The 16376-nt window shown below is 47.5% G+C and carries 16 protein-coding genes and 1 pseudogene; 6 read left to right on the plus strand and 11 right to left on the minus strand.

Going from position 1 to position 16376, the window contains the following annotated elements:
- Positions 1-17 precede the first annotated feature (17 nt).
- Positions 18-2087 (minus strand): bifunctional rhamnulose-1-phosphate aldolase/short-chain dehydrogenase, encoded by a 2070-nt coding sequence (locus AM231_RS12195; protein ID WP_054402834.1) that lies wholly within the window; start codon positions 2085-2087, stop codon positions 18-20.
- Positions 2088-2445: 358 nt separating this feature from the next.
- On the opposite strand from AM231_RS12195, the gene AM231_RS12200 reads away from it, so the two are divergent.
- Together AM231_RS12200 and AM231_RS12205 are read left to right on the plus strand one after the other, a co-directional pair.
- On the plus strand, positions 2446-3231 hold the full coding sequence (locus AM231_RS12200) for a glucose-1-dehydrogenase (protein WP_054402835.1): 786 nt from the start codon (positions 2446-2448) through the stop codon (positions 3229-3231).
- A gap of 42 nt (positions 3232-3273) precedes the next feature.
- Positions 3274-4965 carry a glycoside hydrolase family 13 protein gene (locus tag AM231_RS12205; protein WP_054402836.1) on the plus strand — a complete coding sequence of 564 codons (1692 nt, stop codon included), beginning with the start codon at positions 3274-3276 and terminating at the stop codon, positions 4963-4965.
- Between the two features lie 119 nt (positions 4966-5084).
- Here AM231_RS12205 and AM231_RS12210 read toward each other — a convergent pair whose 3' ends face one another.
- The 5 genes from AM231_RS12210 to AM231_RS12230 all read right to left on the minus strand — a co-directional run bounded on the left by AM231_RS12210 (position 5085) and on the right by AM231_RS12230 (position 8291).
- The gene (locus tag AM231_RS12210; protein WP_053494190.1) at positions 5085-5405 is read right to left on the minus strand and encodes a DUF4176 domain-containing protein; all 321 of its coding nucleotides are present in this window, start codon (positions 5403-5405) and stop codon (positions 5085-5087) included.
- 5 nt (positions 5406-5410) lie between these two features.
- Positions 5411-5611: a hypothetical protein gene (locus AM231_RS12215; RefSeq protein ID WP_054402837.1), complete on the minus strand. Its 201-nt coding sequence runs from the start codon at positions 5609-5611 to the stop codon at positions 5411-5413.
- Between the two features lie 19 nt (positions 5612-5630).
- Positions 5631-6467, minus strand: coding sequence for a WXG100 family type VII secretion target (locus tag AM231_RS12220; protein WP_054402838.1), 837 nt, complete (start codon positions 6465-6467; stop codon positions 5631-5633).
- Positions 6468-6771: 304 nt separating this feature from the next.
- Entirely contained in the window at positions 6772-7104 is a 333-nt protein-coding gene (locus tag AM231_RS12225) for a hypothetical protein (protein ID WP_054402839.1), read from the minus strand.
- Between the two features lie 92 nt (positions 7105-7196).
- Entirely contained in the window at positions 7197-8291 is a 1095-nt protein-coding gene (locus AM231_RS12230) for a redoxin domain-containing protein (protein WP_054402840.1), read from the minus strand.
- Positions 8292-8555: 264 nt separating this feature from the next.
- On the opposite strand from AM231_RS12230, the gene AM231_RS12235 reads away from it, so the two are divergent.
- The gene (locus AM231_RS12235) at positions 8556-9230 is read left to right on the plus strand and encodes a pentapeptide repeat-containing protein (RefSeq protein ID WP_054402841.1); all 675 of its coding nucleotides are present in this window, start codon (positions 8556-8558) and stop codon (positions 9228-9230) included.
- 171 nt (positions 9231-9401) lie between these two features.
- Here AM231_RS12235 and AM231_RS30445 read toward each other — a convergent pair.
- Together AM231_RS30445 and AM231_RS29050 are read right to left on the minus strand one after the other, a co-directional pair.
- Positions 9402-9510 (minus strand): annotated as a pseudogene (locus AM231_RS30445) (LacI family DNA-binding transcriptional regulator); the annotation flags it as partial.
- The gene (locus tag AM231_RS29050) at positions 9510-9650 is read right to left on the minus strand and encodes a hypothetical protein (RefSeq protein ID WP_165593393.1); all 141 of its coding nucleotides are present in this window, start codon (positions 9648-9650) and stop codon (positions 9510-9512) included. The gene AM231_RS29050 and the pseudogene AM231_RS30445, both read right to left, overlap by 1 nt.
- Positions 9651-9721: 71 nt before the next feature.
- Between AM231_RS29050 and AM231_RS12240 the strand changes: the two genes are divergently transcribed.
- The 3 genes from AM231_RS12240 to AM231_RS12250 all read left to right on the plus strand — a co-directional run bounded on the left by AM231_RS12240 (position 9722) and on the right by AM231_RS12250 (position 12980).
- Positions 9722-10468 carry a sulfite exporter TauE/SafE family protein gene (locus AM231_RS12240; protein WP_054402842.1) on the plus strand — a complete coding sequence of 249 codons (747 nt, stop codon included), beginning with the start codon at positions 9722-9724 and terminating at the stop codon, positions 10466-10468.
- A gap of 182 nt (positions 10469-10650) precedes the next feature.
- Positions 10651-11724 carry an ROK family transcriptional regulator gene (locus AM231_RS12245; RefSeq protein WP_054402843.1) on the plus strand — a complete coding sequence of 358 codons (1074 nt, stop codon included), beginning with the start codon at positions 10651-10653 and terminating at the stop codon, positions 11722-11724.
- A 2-nt stretch (positions 11725-11726) separates the two neighbouring features.
- Positions 11727-12980, plus strand: a complete 1254-nt coding sequence (locus AM231_RS12250; RefSeq protein ID WP_054402844.1) for an MFS transporter — start codon at positions 11727-11729, stop codon at positions 12978-12980.
- 141 nt (positions 12981-13121) lie between these two features.
- On the opposite strand, the gene AM231_RS12255 is transcribed toward AM231_RS12250, so the two are convergent.
- The 3 genes from AM231_RS12255 to AM231_RS12265 all read right to left on the minus strand — a co-directional run bounded on the left by AM231_RS12255 (position 13122) and on the right by AM231_RS12265 (position 16289).
- Positions 13122-14369, minus strand: coding sequence for an MFS transporter (locus AM231_RS12255; RefSeq protein WP_054403635.1), 1248 nt, complete (start codon positions 14367-14369; stop codon positions 13122-13124).
- A gap of 79 nt (positions 14370-14448) precedes the next feature.
- Positions 14449-14787, minus strand: coding sequence for a DUF6171 family protein (locus AM231_RS12260; protein ID WP_242615133.1), 339 nt, complete (start codon positions 14785-14787; stop codon positions 14449-14451).
- Positions 14788-14795: 8 nt separating this feature from the next.
- Complete coding sequence (locus AM231_RS12265) at positions 14796-16289, minus strand: alpha-N-arabinofuranosidase (RefSeq protein WP_054402845.1); 1494 nt, start codon at positions 16287-16289, stop codon at positions 14796-14798.
- Positions 16290-16376 lie beyond the last annotated feature (87 nt).

A 16376-nucleotide genomic window follows, 5' to 3' on the forward strand; every position in this document is an offset into this window, starting at 1 on the left:
TTCTTCTTCCCTATGAATCAGCGAGTAAATGCAGCAGGTACTCCGCCGTCAATCGTCAGCATACAGCCGGTTGTCTTCGAAGATCTGGATGAAGCAAAGTAAGCAATACCTTCGGCAATATCCTGCGGATAGATGTTAACAAGCAGTGTAGTGCGTTTACGATAGTGTTCTTCCAGCTGTTCCGGTTCAATGCCATACGCTGCTGCCCGCTCGTTTCTCCAGTTCGAATTCCATATCGCGGAGCCTTGCAGTATAGCATCAGGCAAAATGGTGTTCACTCTGATTCCATACTCTCCTCCCTCTGCAGCAATACAGCGGGCCAGGTGGGCTTCCAAAGCTTTTGCTGAGCTGTAAGCAGTAACATTCTTTCCGGCATACACGGAATTTTTCGACCCTACGAATACCATGCTTCCGCCAAGTCCCTGTACCTTCATCAATGAAAAGGCTTCTCGGGCAACTAAGAAATAACCGGTTCCGAGCACATTCATATTCAGGTTCCATTCCTTTAAAGACGTTTCGTCAAAAGGACTGGATGTAGCAAGCCCTGCATTATTAACAATCACATCAACACCGCCATAGGTGATGGATGTTTCACGATAAGCGCGCTGAACGGCTTCTTCGTCAGTTACATCCATTTTAACGGCAAATGCTCGATTCTCTCCGTACTTTGCATTGATTTCCTCAGCTACTTGCTGTGCCCCTTCTAGGTTCAGATCAGCAAGAACAACATGGGCTCCTTCTGACACCAATCTGCGGGCCGCTGCACTCCCGATACCGCCTGCTCCCCCGGTTATAAAGGCAATCTGACGGGAAAACTCCGTTTCGGCCGGTGCCAGACTCAATTTGTATAACTCGAGCGGCCAATACTCTACATTGTAGGATTCATTCTCGCTCAGAGAAACGAAATCAACCAAAGCAGTTGCACCCCGCATAACGGCAATCGCTCTATGATAGAGTGCGCCGCTGACTTGCGAATTAGCCCAGCTCTTCCCGGTGTTAATCATACCGATTCCAGGAATGAGAATGACACGAGGCGCAGCTTCAAACATGACATCTCCTTCATGGTGGTTACGTTCAAAATAAGCGATATACTGCTCTTTATATTTGGCTATGCCTTCAATAAGCTTTGTCTTTAGACCTTCAACATCATCAGCATCGGGTGTCCAGTCGATAAAGAGTGGAACGACCTTGGTATGAACCAGATGATCGGGGCAAGCTGCGCCAACTTGGGACAGCCTTGGTGATTCCTTACCGCCGACAAAATCAAGTACATCCTTCTGATCATCAAATGAGAGAATCATCTTCTTCACATCACTTACTGCGCCGCGGATGACAGGCATCACTTCAGAAGCCAAGCTGCGGCGTATATCGGAGGCGAGCGGTGCATGCTTCGGACCACCGAACAGCTTCTCATCACTTACCCTTGCTTCAATGTAGCTTTCTGCTTCACTAATGACTCGAATGGTTTGTGCATAACAGTCTTCAGATGTATCTCCCCAGGTTACGAGTCCGTGCTTCTCCATGAGAACAAGCTCTGCTTTTGGATTTGCCAGAACCCCTTCAGCTATCATCTTAGACAGTGTAAATCCCGGACGGACGTACGGAACCCACACGAAACGGTCGCCAAAGATTTCCTGAGCTGTTGCTTTGCCGTTATGAGCGCAGCACAAGCTGATAATGGCATCCGGATGTGTATGGTCAACGTGCTTAAAAGGCAGAAAAGCATGCAGCAGCGTCTCGATGGATGCACGCGGGTCCTTAGCATCTACCATACAGTGGCCCAGATAAGCCACCATCTCCTCATCCGACATCGAATCTCTATCAAACAACGGCCGAATATCCTCCATGCGCAAGCCCGTGAAATTGCCAGATTTCATGGTTGCAAGATCAGAGCCACTGCCCTTCACGTACATAACCTCTACTTCATTGCCGCGAAAATCCTGTATCGTTGTTTTGCTGGATGTGTTACCACCGCCCCAGTTGCACACTCGTCGATCGGCACCAATCAAATTCGACCGATAAACGAGCTCATCCAATGTACTCTTAGCCTGCTGTGCCTTTGACTTTTCCCATAAGCTCTGAACCATGAAGCTTCCCCTCCGATTGAACAGACAAAATTTTTGTTTATATTTGTTTATCATGATATCACGTCTGTTTGTTTTTGAATAGTATTTATTTCAAGGCAAAAACAAAGGAATGATGATTTATTTTCATCCTTTTATATTTGATATTGACACAAAAACAAACTTAAACAGGCATGTCGGACATTACCTTCGTCTATACCACTCTCGCATAATGCACACATATACGATTCTTGGGCCATGTTCTCCTACTATCCCCCCGCCTTCGGACTCACGACCTGAAGAGCGAGCTTCACCCATATTGTTCCGGGTTAAAATATTACTGTACTGTACACTTAGAGACTCGACGACAGGAGGGATTAGCTTGTACAAAGATCTTGAAGGTAACACTGCTATCGTAACGGGAGCTTCTTCCGGTATCGGACGGGCGATCGCGCTAAGATTTGGGCAAGAGAAGATGAATGTCATCATCAACTACCTGGGCAACGAGCAAGAAGTACAACAGATGGTCAGCGAAATTGAATCCTATGGAGGTAAAGCTGTAGGGGTATATGGAGATGTCACCAGTGAAGAGGATGTCAGCAAGCTGGTGGCTGCTGCCCATGATCATTTTGGATCGCTTGACGTCATGGTTAACAACGCAGGGATTGAGAACGAAGTCCCTTCCGAAAATTTATCGTTAAAGGACTGGAGAAAGGTGCTGGATGTGAACCTGACGGGTACCTTTCTGGGCTGTCGTGAAGCGATCGACTATATGATCGAGCATCAGATCAAGGGAAGAGTTATTAATATATCAAGCGTTCACGAAACCATTCCTTGGCCGCATTTCCTTCATTATGCCGCGAGTAAGGGCGGAGTCAAAATGATAACCGAAACGCTAGCGCTGGAATTCGCACCGAAGGGAATCCGTGTCAACAACCTCGGCCCAGGGGCCATCGATACCCCGATTAACGCTGCCAAGTTCTCCGATCCTGAAGCGAAGAAAGGCGTTGAATCTCTTATTCCCCTCGGATATATCGGACGTCCGGAAGAGATCGCCGCTGCCGCAGCCTGGCTCGCTTCTTCCGAATCCAGTTACGTCACGGGGATTACCCTATTTGCTGACGGAGGCATGACCAAGTACCCGTCCTTCCAGGGAGGACACGGATAAACTTCCATAACACCATCACTACATGACGGGAGGAATACACACATGAATGAAACCTGGTGGAAGGAAGCAGCCGTTTACGAGATATATCCAGTCAGCTTTAAGGACAGCAACGGAGATGGGAAAGGTGATCTTCAAGGGATTATTTCCAAGCTGGATTATTTAAAAAACCTCGGTATTGATGTCATTTGGATCTGCCCCATTTATGATTCTCCCGGTAAGGATAACGGATACGACATCAGTGATTTTTATGCGATTAACCCCGAATTTGGCACCATGAGTGATTTTGATGAACTCTTGAAGCAGGCTCATGACAGGGGACTCAAAATCATGATGGACCTGGTGCTAAACCATACTTCCGATCAACATCCATGGTTTAAAGAATCCAGATCTTCTATCGATAACCCCAAACGAGACTACTATATATGGAAAAAAGGGGTTAATGGCCTGTTCCCTAACAATTGGGAGTCTTATTTCAGTGGATCGGTGTGGGAACTCGATGAGAATACCGATGAGTACTATATGCATCTGTATTCCAAATATCAGCCCGACTTGAATTGGAACAACGACGAAATGGTTCACGAATTGTATAAAATGATCAGCTGGTGGCTGCAAAAAGGTGTAGATGGTTTTCGATTAGACGCCATCGCCCATATCGTTAAGGCAGAAGGTCTGCCAAATGCGGATAATCCTCAGCACCTTCCCGTTGTGCGTGCTTACCAGTTGTTCTCCAATCTCGAGAAGGTCCACTGGATGCTGAAGAAACTGAATGAGGAAGTTTGGATGGATTACAACATTATGACGGTAGGTGAAACTTCCGGATTGGGTCCCGAACAGGCACTGGAGTACGTAGGGGATGCTCGCCATGAACTCAACATGGTATTTCAGTTCGAGCATATGAACCTGGATTCCGCCTCAGCAGGCACAGGCAAGTGGGTACCCCGAGCGTGGACACTGCTTGAACTTAAAAAAATAATAAGCAACTGGCAAACAACCCTTCACAAGAAAGGTTGGAATGCCAACTATTTGGGAAACCACGATCAACCGAGACCTGTATCCCGGTTCGGCAATGATCAACAGTATCGTGTTGAATCGGCCAAAATGTTAGCCACATTTATGCTAACCTTGGAGGGCACCCCTTATATTTATCAGGGTGAAGAAATTGGAATGACCAACGTGGCTTTTGAAACGATCGGGGATTACCGTGATGTAGAGACCTTGAACTATTATGAGTATTCTCATCTTCATGGCAAACCAATGGATGAGACCATGGCGGCGATTCGCGCCAAAAGCCGTGACAATGCCCGCACCCCGATGCAGTGGGATGCCAGTCCTCAGGCAGGTTTCACCACAGGTGATCCTTGGATTAAAGTGAATCCCAATTATTCGGAAGTGAACGTAGAGGCCGCGATGAGTGATCCGAATTCCATTTTTCATTACTATCGACGTCTCCTCGCTCTGCGCAAGACCCATAAAGTAATGGTGTATGGCGAGTATAAATTACTGCTGCCGCTGGATTCTGAGCTGTATGTATATACGCGCACGCTGGACGGGAGTGAGGATCAGATCATCGTAATCCTTAACTTTTTTGGAGAGAGCCCGGTATTTGAATGGCCTGAAGACCTTCGCGATTTGTCCAGAGAGCTATTGATTTCCAACTACAGTCCGAATCTGGATGAAGAAGCAGATGAGATTCAGCTGCAGCCTTATGAGGCAAGAGTATACCGGCTTTATTGATTGTAAGCCTGTAGGAAACCTCCCCATAAACTTTTAGCGCACACGAAAAAACGGCTTCTCAATACCCTATCCAGGGGATGAGAGGCCGTTTATGTGTTCATGACAAGTAATGTTATATATTACGAGGGGTCTTTCCCTGTTGCTGCCATTTGATCTGCTTTCGCAATTCCTTCCATGAGAGCATCGCGAAATGCAATCTCATCCTCGTTAACATACCCCATAAATACGACTTCTGAGATATCCTGATGATTGAAAAAGATATTGGAGTCTGCAGTAAGATTGCCGTGCGGGTAAAAGCATGCAACGTAATCCCAACGCTTGAGCGTTTTGGAGTCATTCTGCATTCGCCCATATATCATCAGAGTCTGGTTCCAATCCTTAAACTTAACAACAGATCCGATGGGCAGCAGCTTCTGTTCTGTGTTATCATGCTGTTCCATGTTCATCAACCCTTCAATATTTTTTTGCCGATCCCATATACAATCGAGACGATGAGCGGTATACCCACCAGATAAGATAGGCATATAACGGTCTTCTCCGCAGCCGCATATTCCGTGCTCAATAGATTAGGAATCACTGTTCCTAACACACCTACGATGCCAATGACCATCATTATGTATTTGAATTTTCGCTGTTTATCGTTCATCGGCGCCTGCGCCTCCTTCTTACTTAACAGATACGGAACCGCCTAATCCGAACAAGCTGATTCCAGGCCCGAGGGGAATGTGGAAGCTTAATCCGTTTTTACCTACTTCAGCTGATCCGCCAACCACACCCAGTGATGCAGATCCGCCGATATTTAATGATTTATCAGTCCATGGCAAAGGTATCTTAAACCCGCCCTCATATTTGGTAATTGTGCCTTCAGCACCCACGCTCAATGTGCCATCCTTCACGGATGCTTCAACCTCAGCATTCATCAAGCTGACTGAACCATTGGCATAATCGTTGTCAAAGCCCGCTTCAACGATCGAACCGCCAACCTCCACGCCTTCCACAAGGCTTGCACTGGCTTTGCCGTTTATTGCATTCGCATACAGGCCATTTTCTTTATTGCCAACGACGCTGCCCTCGACTTCATAGCCTTCTATCGCTTTATCCAGTATTGTTTTTGGATCCACGGCTGGTCCCTTTGGCGCTTTGACTCCCGCTGCTGGAACAGCACCACTGCCCGCGCTCCCTGCCAGAACGGCCGCACCTGCAGCTGCACCGCCCACAACCGCTCCATTCACCTGTTCATCTGTTGTACGGAATTTCACCGAGATTTGATTCAATTCTGTAGAGATCGATTGCAGGCATTCAACAAATTTAAGCATCGTTGATCTGGCCTGCTGGTATTCTCCGTAGAATCGCTCCCGTGTCATACCTTGCCACTGACTTTCCAATTCATGAATGCTTCGTTGAAGCTGCTGCACCATATCGCTGCTGAGTTGTCCCGACTGCGCAAATTGCGAGGAGACCTGCTCCAGCTGCTCAGGTGTAACTAAAATACGATTAGACATAAATATGGACGCCCCTTCTGTCACGCTGCCATTACTCTATCAGGCAGTCTATACATTTTCCAATTTACTTCATTAGACTATTAACCGATTTATCAAGCGAATAACCACATTTTTCTATTCTAGTAGGTAATAAGGAAAGCGACAATCAAGCGAAGGGTTCATTTCCATGTGATCGGAACTAGTAAAATAGAACTGGCCTGAGTCATAAAATAATGTCAAAAAAAAGACCGTACGGAACGCTTTCCGCACGGTCTTTTCATCACTAGATATGAACTTCTGTCCGTGATATGTGCTCTCTATCGCTTTAGATAAATAAAAACGGAATGAGGAACAACAATGCGATCGTACTCCAGGCAAACACATTGGCTCCATAGCCATACCCTCCGTAAGGACCATAGCCATAAGGCCCGAATGCGGAAGTTTGGGCTCCTCTTTTAGTCGATTTTACAGATTTTTTCCCCTTTTTCCCCTTAGTGGACAATGTATATGCGGTTGGGTTCCCAAAGTCAAGCTCAAGTCCATGGTCATGAACACCTCGAATTGTCCCCACGACTTCTCTTCCATCGTGCATGACCGCACAAACGGTTTTACCGATATACCCTCTGCAGCCTTCTGCGGAAATTGGTATTGGTTGCACTTTTTCATCTCCTCCCCAGCGTTTGTGTATTATATTCCTGCTGAGGGAAAGAGGGCAGAGATAGATGTCCGCGTCAGCGAATTTCCGCTCTTTTACCTGCCTACATCACTAGCCTTCCTAAAGGCTCTAACCATCAGGTCTTCGTCAATTGCCCCTTGAAACCGCTCAGAGATCGTACCATCGGGTGAAATAACATAAGTGGTCGGATAGGCCACCACCTCGTATCGGTGAGTACTGTCTCCGTTCTGATCGTACAGGACAGGGAAGGTTAACCCGTTCTTCTCAATAAAAGAGTGGACTTCACTCGCGCTCTTCTCCAAATGCGTCATATTAACAGCCAGTATAATGACTTCTTCATTCTGGTGATTGATGTAAAAGTCCTGCATATAAGGCATCTCAACCTTGCAAGGAGGACACCACGATGCCCAGAAGTTAAGAAACACCGTTTGTCCGCGATAGTCAGACAGCTTAACCTCCTGACCATTCTGATTCATCAGAGTAAAATCCGGGGCGCGTTGTCCTGGCTTCAAACCTTCCGCAATGACTTCCTTACTTCCCTCTTGAATCGAAGGCGTCGCAGCTTCACGCTTATTGGCCGTGCTAAAAGTAAAATCATAGATAACCCATACCAAAAGGGCTAACATAACAACCCATACCGCTCCGTTTCTCCCTAAACCCAAGGTAAGGAACTTGGTCAATGACGATTTGAAGTGTAGCCAGCTGAATATGAACAGCACGCCGAACAATATGGTATACAATAAGGAAGACGATAGGTCTGCCCCATCTCTCCATAACCATAGAAACAGATACCCTGCGAAACCGCTGGCATAAATCACCAAGACAGCTGATTTTACTAGCAAGGCGGAATCTTCCCTATGCTTCCTCCAGCGAAGAGCGGCATATATAAGAGCAAGGATCGTCCCTAGCCATAAACCTTTAGCTCCGCCTGTCATATAAATAAGCGCACCCGGATGCTGGAGAGTCCGGATTGGATCGAATACCAGCATTCCGAATTTCCATGAGACAAAACCGATAATCAGTACAGATAAATAGGTATCCAGTAACCATTCCCGCTGTGGGATCTGATGCAACCGAAAACGTAAAGCGACAAACCCGGCCGCGGCGCATATCAGAAAAACAACGATATCTGCTCGGATCATCAAAGGACCGATTGGAATTATACTCAAATGTGACCTCCTATGGTGCGGCATGGCTTATTCACTACCCACCGGGGTATATCAACATCATAGTAGATTGTCATCCGAATGTAAACTTGTCGCAGATGCCTTATGATCGATCAGATGTGGTGTTTCTCTCATTTCCTTATGTTATATTCGCGGACATGTTCTGTGATCCTTCTTTATTTCCCAAAACCGTGACCGGACAATGTGCTAAGGACATGATATACTTCTACTCAATGAATACATATTCCGATGTTTGGAGGTAAACTCATGTCATCGAACAGCCAAACTGACAAGTCGCCAACACCGGTCAAAATCGTGAAACCCAAGCTTCCGAAACAGCTAGAATCTGTGATCCTCTCAGATATAGGACTTGATGATGAATCCTCATTCGTACAATCCATATGCCAGGACGAGACAGTGTCTTATATTTCGGCAGACAAGGTTCAATTCGACCAAATGATATTCCAAAATGTTACATTCCAGCACGTTACACTTGAACATGCCGAGCTTACGGATCTCGTGTTCAACCACTGTGATTTGTCCAATGTAAATCTGAGCGAAGCCATCATGTACCGGGTACAATTTAATCATTGCAAAATTCTTGGTCTCGATTTGACGGCGGCAACGATTCGAAATGTCGTATTCCATCAATGCACGGGTGACTACGCCACGTTTCGATTTGCTAATATGAAACAGGTATCTTTCCAATCCACCTCGCTCGTGAAATCGGACTTTTATCATTCCGAGTTACATAAGGTCGAATTCCTGGATTGTCAGATCGACCAATCGCAGTTCTCCGGCACAAAGCTGGCGGGAATTGATCTGAGTCGAACAGACTTCCATAATATCGGCGCCACCCTGGAAGATCTTCAAGGCTGCATCATTTCGCCGCATCAAGCGATTCCGTTAACCAAAATCTTCGGTCTCGTCGTGAAAGAATAGTGGATGAATGGATAAGGAACTCGTTCAAGCACAGCATAAAAAATCGGCTTCCCCGTTGGTTCAATGGACCCTCCGAGTTAAGCCGATTTTGTTGTATGAAGTATAATTGATCCAGCGTATATTTCGGTAAACCGAGTGGCAATTGCGCGGGAATATTACAAGTGCTCACCATCTCATAGCGTTTGCCTTGATCGGACCGACCCCGTTCAGAACACGTGACACCGTGGCTTCTGAAACACCGGCAAGCCTGAGCTGCCTCTTTACGACTAGCGATAAAAATCAATCCTCCCTGGTAATGTACGCGCGTACATTTTCTCGTGGAGTCTCGCTATTGTCAATGGATATCTGATCAGCGGTACCATGAAGCTCTATCAAATCTGTCGATTCCTCCACGCCGCTGGCTTGTGCTGGATAGCCCATGGATGCGACATCTTAATTTTCATGTATAATAGAAAAATTGAAATGAATACACAAAGAAAGAAGAGGCTCATATGAGTATTTTCATCACGATGTTATTTCTGGGCGGGCTTCTCGGTTTTGTCGGTGCCGGCGGATCCGGCTTTATTATCGCACTTCTGGTGACTGTATTTCACATTCCTGTTCATACTGCACTTGGCACGTCCATCGCAGCCATGGTATTCACCATGATCTCCGGCTCCATCAGTCATATCAGGGAGAAGAATGCGATTCTATCAACCGGGCTGGCCGTTGGATTATTCGGAGCTATCGGTTCTTATGCAGGCAGCTTTGCCGCCCGGCTTATGCCGGAGGATCGGCTGGTATGGTGTACGGCAATGATGCTGTTTCTGTCCGGTCTGTTAATCATGCTGAGGACCCGCATGAAGCTCACACCAAAGCCTATGCTAACCTCTATCCATTCTTCCCGGTTCTGGATGATGGCCCTAATCTCCGGCTTAATCACCGGCGGAATGTCCGGAGTGTTCGGCATCGGTTCGACTCCGTTCATTCAGCTTGCCTTAATGGTTCTGTTCAACTTGCCAATCACACTGGCCGTAGGCACGACGATGATGGTGATCATGCCAATCGCCCTCTTTGGCGGCCTCGGTTATTTTCAGGCAGGATATATTGACGGATTGCTCCTGCTGCAAGTCGTTGCAGGCACGATGATCGGCTCCTACATCGGAGCCAAATTCACCAACAAAGCACCTCGCACACTATTGCGGTTCTCGATGATCCTCATGCCGATTCTCGGCGGGACCATTATGCTCCTCCGCTAATGGCTCCTAATAATCACTCAAAGAGCGTACGCACACCTTTCTCTCACCTGCGGGCGCTCTTTTTCTTCTATCTGTCCCTCTCCCAAAGCCTTGACCTAAAATTGTTCTTGCACCATCATGCTCTGTATGCAATAATCATCAGCAGACACTTATTAAACGGATTTAATAAGTAAGAAAACGGGGTGATAACTACGCGCAATGAAGCTATACCTAAACCTCAATCCATGAAGTTCGCTGTGCGGCGGGCCCTCCGCTCTTCCCTGCTTGAACTTGGGAGCGGAACCAAGGCGGAGCTCAGTGAACAACTAGGGATCAGTTTTCCTACCGTGAGCAAAGTGCTGGAACAGATGACGAAGGAAGGTGAAGTCCACCTGCTCGGATTAGATGAGTCCAGCGGCGGCAGGAGGGCAAACCGTTATGCCTTTAATCCGAATTATATGCTGGGGCTGGCCGTTTATTATGAGAAGGACCAGAGCGTCTACACCCTCTTTAATTGGAATGGCGATCTGATCGAGAGGACGGTTGAAGATGGTATTCTCCAGGCTGGACCGGAAGCGCTGGCCTCCCAAATCAGAAACTGGGCGCACCGTTATCCGAAAATCCGTTCAATCGCCGTCGGTATGCCGGCGTCGGTGCGGGATGGTATTATTTTTCACATACCGTCGTATAGCGCTTTCCAGGACTTCGACCTCCAAGCCTATTTGGAAGAGATGTACTCTATTCCTGTAATCGTAGAAAATGACATGAACGCAGCCGTGCTCGGCTACCAGAATCTTAGTCACTCGGAGGAAGCCTCCCTTGTATACGTGTACCTCGGACACAATGGGCCGGGGGCGGGGCTGTTGATCAACGGTAATGTCGTTCGGGGACGATCGTTCTTCACGGGTGAGATCGGCTATGTGCCGATGAGTGGAGACAACAACCTTCTTCATGTATTGGACCGCAGAGACTCCGTAATGAGCAGTCTGGTCGAGCCGGATGAAGAGCAAATCGATGCGTTGAGCCGCTTAAGCGCCACCTTAACTGCGATTTTAAACCCTGACGCCATTCTGTGGTGCGAGCATAACCTGCTGCCCTCCACCCTGCGTTCCATTAAAGACCGGGCTTCCGCTTACGTACCGCAGACGCATCTGCCCGAAATGCTGCTTCGCCCTTGGGAACATGATTATATAGCCGGCCTCCAGCGGCTTGCGATGGATATGATGATATCCGATACCAGCACATTTATAAATACAACGACGACGAATGGGGAGTAACCGTGAATTCAGACCTTCAACCGACAACAAAACCTAAGTTCAGCAAAGACTACACCCTGCACTTGGCAACGATCTTTCTCGGATTTATCATTTTTGGAATATCGGAAAATATTAAGGGACCAGCCATCCCGAGAATTCAGTTCGATTTCAATCTGGATGAGATGCAGATCGGGACCTTACTTTCACTGAATGCGCTCGGATACTTGATCGCTTGCTCTTTTACCGCTCTGTTAACTCGCAAGATTGGTATCAAGTGGGTTACCATACTGGCCTTCGGTTCGATGGCTGTCTCGGGCATTTTTATATTTCTGTCACACAGCTATCCCACATTTACGGCGTCCTATTTCTTCATGTACATAGGAAATGGAATGCTCGAGATCGGACTCGCCATACTGGCCGCACGTATCTTCGTGAGAAACACAGGCACCATGATGAACCTGTCCCATTTCTTCTACGGAATCAGCTCTACCGTGGCACCGATGATTGCATCCGGTCTCATGACCGTAACCGTGTTTCAGTACACGCTGGACTGGCGGGGGATGTATCTGGCCATGTTGATGTTATCCATACTGCCGATGATTCCGGCGCTCATGAGCAAGTTTCCGGGTGATGATCTATCCGTAACGGAGCGGACTCCACTCAAGGTATTAGTCAAAGATCGCGCTCTGTGGCTTGTCGTCCTGATTCTGTCCTTTGGTGTCGTGTCGGAGATGGCCGTTGGCGGCTGGCTCGTCAATTTCCTTGAAAAATCGTACCAATGGGAGCCTACCGCTGCAGCCGGAATGCTGTCTGCTTTCTTCCTCTGTTTCTCGGCGGCACGTCTGCTGCTGGGGCCAATCACGGACCGGATCGGCTTCACACTGTCCATTATCATCCTGTCCGCGTTGACAGGCGTATGCACCTTTATCGCCATTTTTGGGGGCGAATCGTATGCCTTCCTGTTCGCTGCAGCGGGCATTGGAATTGCGCCGATCTATCCGACCGTTATGGCTCTAATCGCCAAAAGATATCCCAAAGAGAGTGACACTGCGATTACGTTCATCGTCACCATGATGGGAATCGGCAGCGTCATCGGCAACTACGCGATCGGAGCGATTACGAACGGATTCAAGCAAATGTACGGCAGTGGAACGGAGCTTGGTCTGCTGCGCGGGCTCCAAGCAGGCTATGGCTTCATCGGACTCTGCGCCTTGCTCTGTTCATTCTTTGGTATTCTTCTGTATCGATATTTAAAAGTACGCAAGCAATTGATCTGATCATTCGAATGTTTAATGAATCACTCAAAAGGGAGTCCTCTTATTGTATAAGAGGACTCCCTTTCATCATTCTCAGCGGATGGCTTGCTCCGCGTACAGATATCACTTTCACCTTGTGCGTACGGATTTTCCGTAACCAATTCATGATAAAGGGCTGTCGGTTGCCTCCGCTGCCAGGGTTGTGATCGCATTTTTTTGCAGCTTCAAGATCATAAATGACAAACCAGCCGATATCGCAATACAAACAGAACCAGCAATGTATACCATACGAATCCCGAGCGTATCCGCTATTAAACCACTGGCAGCCATGGATATACTCGTTATGGTAGATATCAAGATATCACGTGATGCATAAACTTTCGGCAGCATCTGATGATCCACAGCCGATTGGAACGCCGTTTGCTGGGCGACATCCCTCAGCTGATATGCGGGTCCCATTGCGATACATAGAATTAAGGCCATAACAGGGATACTGTTCAAGCCATACCATAAGGTCAGCAGACTGAATACAGCAGAACCAGCGGCCATGCAAGCAATCAAGTTTTTTTGGATGAATGAAGATATCAGCAGCGTCAGCAAGCCGCCTGCAATAGCGCCGATATAATAGCTGGCATTAATGAATCCCCACCATGCCTCGCCTTGATGAAGTACCTCATTTACAAAAACCAGCGTAATCGCCCCCACCCAGATGGCTCCGGCAGCCCCTTCAATCATATCCATCATCGTAATCAATCGCAAAGTAGGAATTCTCCATAGGTATAACCAGCCTTCCCGAATGACTTCCCAGCTTGGTTTCTCTTGACCACCGCCAGCCGGCTCCTTCTCCTTCATGGAACGCACGGCAATCCATAGGCAGATCACGGACAGCCAGACCAATAAACAGCTTATGATTAGCGTTGGCATATGTCCAAACCTTATGACAACAAAGCCCGTAAACGTGTATCCGGCAATCTGCAAGGATTGGCTAGTCACGGATAATGAGCTGTTGGCCTTCACCAAGCGGTCTGGTGCAACCATTCTCGGAACCATGGATTGAATCAGCGGGTTTCCCCATCCTTCCGTGAAAGCTATCAATAAAATAAAGATACACAATATGTAAACCTGAGAAGATATGTATGGAAATATGATAACGAGCGTCGTCAACAATAGAACTTTCATGACCTGAAGCCGTACCAGAAGCTTGGAGAAGCTGAATTTCTCCATGACAAGCGGAGCCGTAAAGCCAGCCAAGAACCTTGCAACGGCATTAAATAGCGGAAACAACGCAGCAATGAATGCCGATCCGGACTCTTGATACATAAAGGTTGTCAGTACCATAAGGTAGACTACGCCTGCCAGTGAGATACTGGAATGCGCGATCCAGTAATATAAAAAGCTTCCTCTTTTCATGTCCACACCCTCTCCCCTCCCGCAAGCAAATCCATTTTATTAGTCATACCATGATTGTATATTTCTGTAAAGAGAGGGGTCAGTCACATATGGCAAAAAAACCTGCTCCTTCCATGAGAGGCAGGCTTGGCAATAAATCGCTATATAGAATGAACGGCCGCGAGCCAGCGGTCTTCTCAGGATACGGACAGCACTTAGCTTTGAGCTTGGCGGAGATCTGTACGATACAGCCGCACAGTGCGCAGGTCGTTCCTCCCAGCAGCTTCGGACATAACTTGCACACTTGTATACGGGTATCATACTCGTCATCCGAAACACAGCGGTCGGAGCTGAACATCGGAGAGGCCAGAACACGATGAATTTGTTCATCGCTGATCCGGTAACCGTCTTGGCAGCCTTTACATTGATTGTCCGCCATATCATCGATTATCCTGTCGTGATTTTTAGAACGGTGACGGACCTGGGAGCGAGCTTCGCCCGCAGGACGTCGCCTTCCCATTCATATGCATGGAATGCTAACGGCTTAAGGTTCTCCGGTGATTCAAAGGTATTATGCGCATCCAGCGAATCGGCTGTTAGCTGCTGACCTGTAGTTTCGGACACCGCTTCACTCAATCCCCGAAGCTGAATCGTTATGTCGCTCTGCTCCACATGACTGAGATTACACAGACTCACATGAATGCTGCCTGTTTGATCCTTGGAGGCAGTTACGGAGACTTGTGGTATCTTGTCGCCGTCCATCTCATAATCCGTTCCGGTCTGATGAGTTGCTAAACGTTCTGCATCCTGATGCACTTTATACATATTAAACACATGATAAGTCGGCGTAAGAATCATCTTCTCCCCCTCTGTCAGGATGACCGACTGGAGCACATTAATGACCTGGGCAATATTCGCCATTACAACCCGATCGTTATGTTCATGGAAAATATTCAGTGTCAGCCCAGCCACCAAAGCATCACGAATGGTATTCTGCTGATATAAGAAACCTGGATTTGTTCCCGGCTCTACATCATACCAGGTGCCCCATTCATCCACAATCAGGCCGATCCGCTTATTGGGATCATATTGATCCATGATTGCTGAGTGACGTGTAATTAATTCATCCATATGGAGCGCCTTCTTCATCGTGCTGAACCATTCCTGTTCGCTGAATCCGGTAGCAGCCCCCTTGCTTGCCCAGGAGTCACCCGGAAGCGTGTAATAATGAAGACTGATCGCATCCATGTAAGGATGAGCTTCCCTCATGAGCGTTTCCATCCAACGATAATCATCGACGTTTGGACCACAAGCAATTTTGTAGATCTTGTTCTCGTCATAGTTACGAACATACGTCTGATATCGTCTATATAAATCTGCATAATATTCCGGGCGCATATTCCCGCCGCAGCCCCAATTCTCATTCCCCACGCCAAAATACTTCACCTTCCATGGCTTTTCACGGCCATTCTCCTGACGCCATGCAGCCATCGGTGACACGCCATCGAAGGTCATATATTCAACCCATTCCGACATCTCCTGCACGGTTCCGCTGCCCACATTGCCCGATATGTATGGTTCGCAATCCAAAAGTTCACAGAGACGCAGGAACTCGTGCGTGCCAAAATGATTATTCTCCATAACGCCGCCCCAATGCGTATTGATCATTTGCTTCCGATTCTCTCGGGGGCCGACTCCGTCCTTCCAGTGATATTCATCAGCAAAACAACCGCCAGGCCAACGGAGGACCGGAATTTTCAACTGCTGTAGCGCTTTCAAAACATCATTTCGCATTCCTTCCGTGTTCGGGATCGGCGAATCTTCTCCTACCCATATCCCTTCATAAATGCAGCGGCCCAGATGTTCGGAAAAATGACCATAAATAGTTCGGTTGATCTTGCCTTCTGGTAAATCGGAATGAATGGTAATAACATGACTCATGACTCAATCCGCTCCTCGCATTATTTTGTAGAATAATATATTAATCAGTTTATATTTCTTTAAAAGAAGAATTACTATCAATCCGAC

It is taken from the genome of Paenibacillus solani (assembly GCF_001277345.1).
Classification (GTDB): Bacteria; Bacillota; Bacilli; order Paenibacillales; family Paenibacillaceae; genus Paenibacillus_AQ; species Paenibacillus_AQ solani.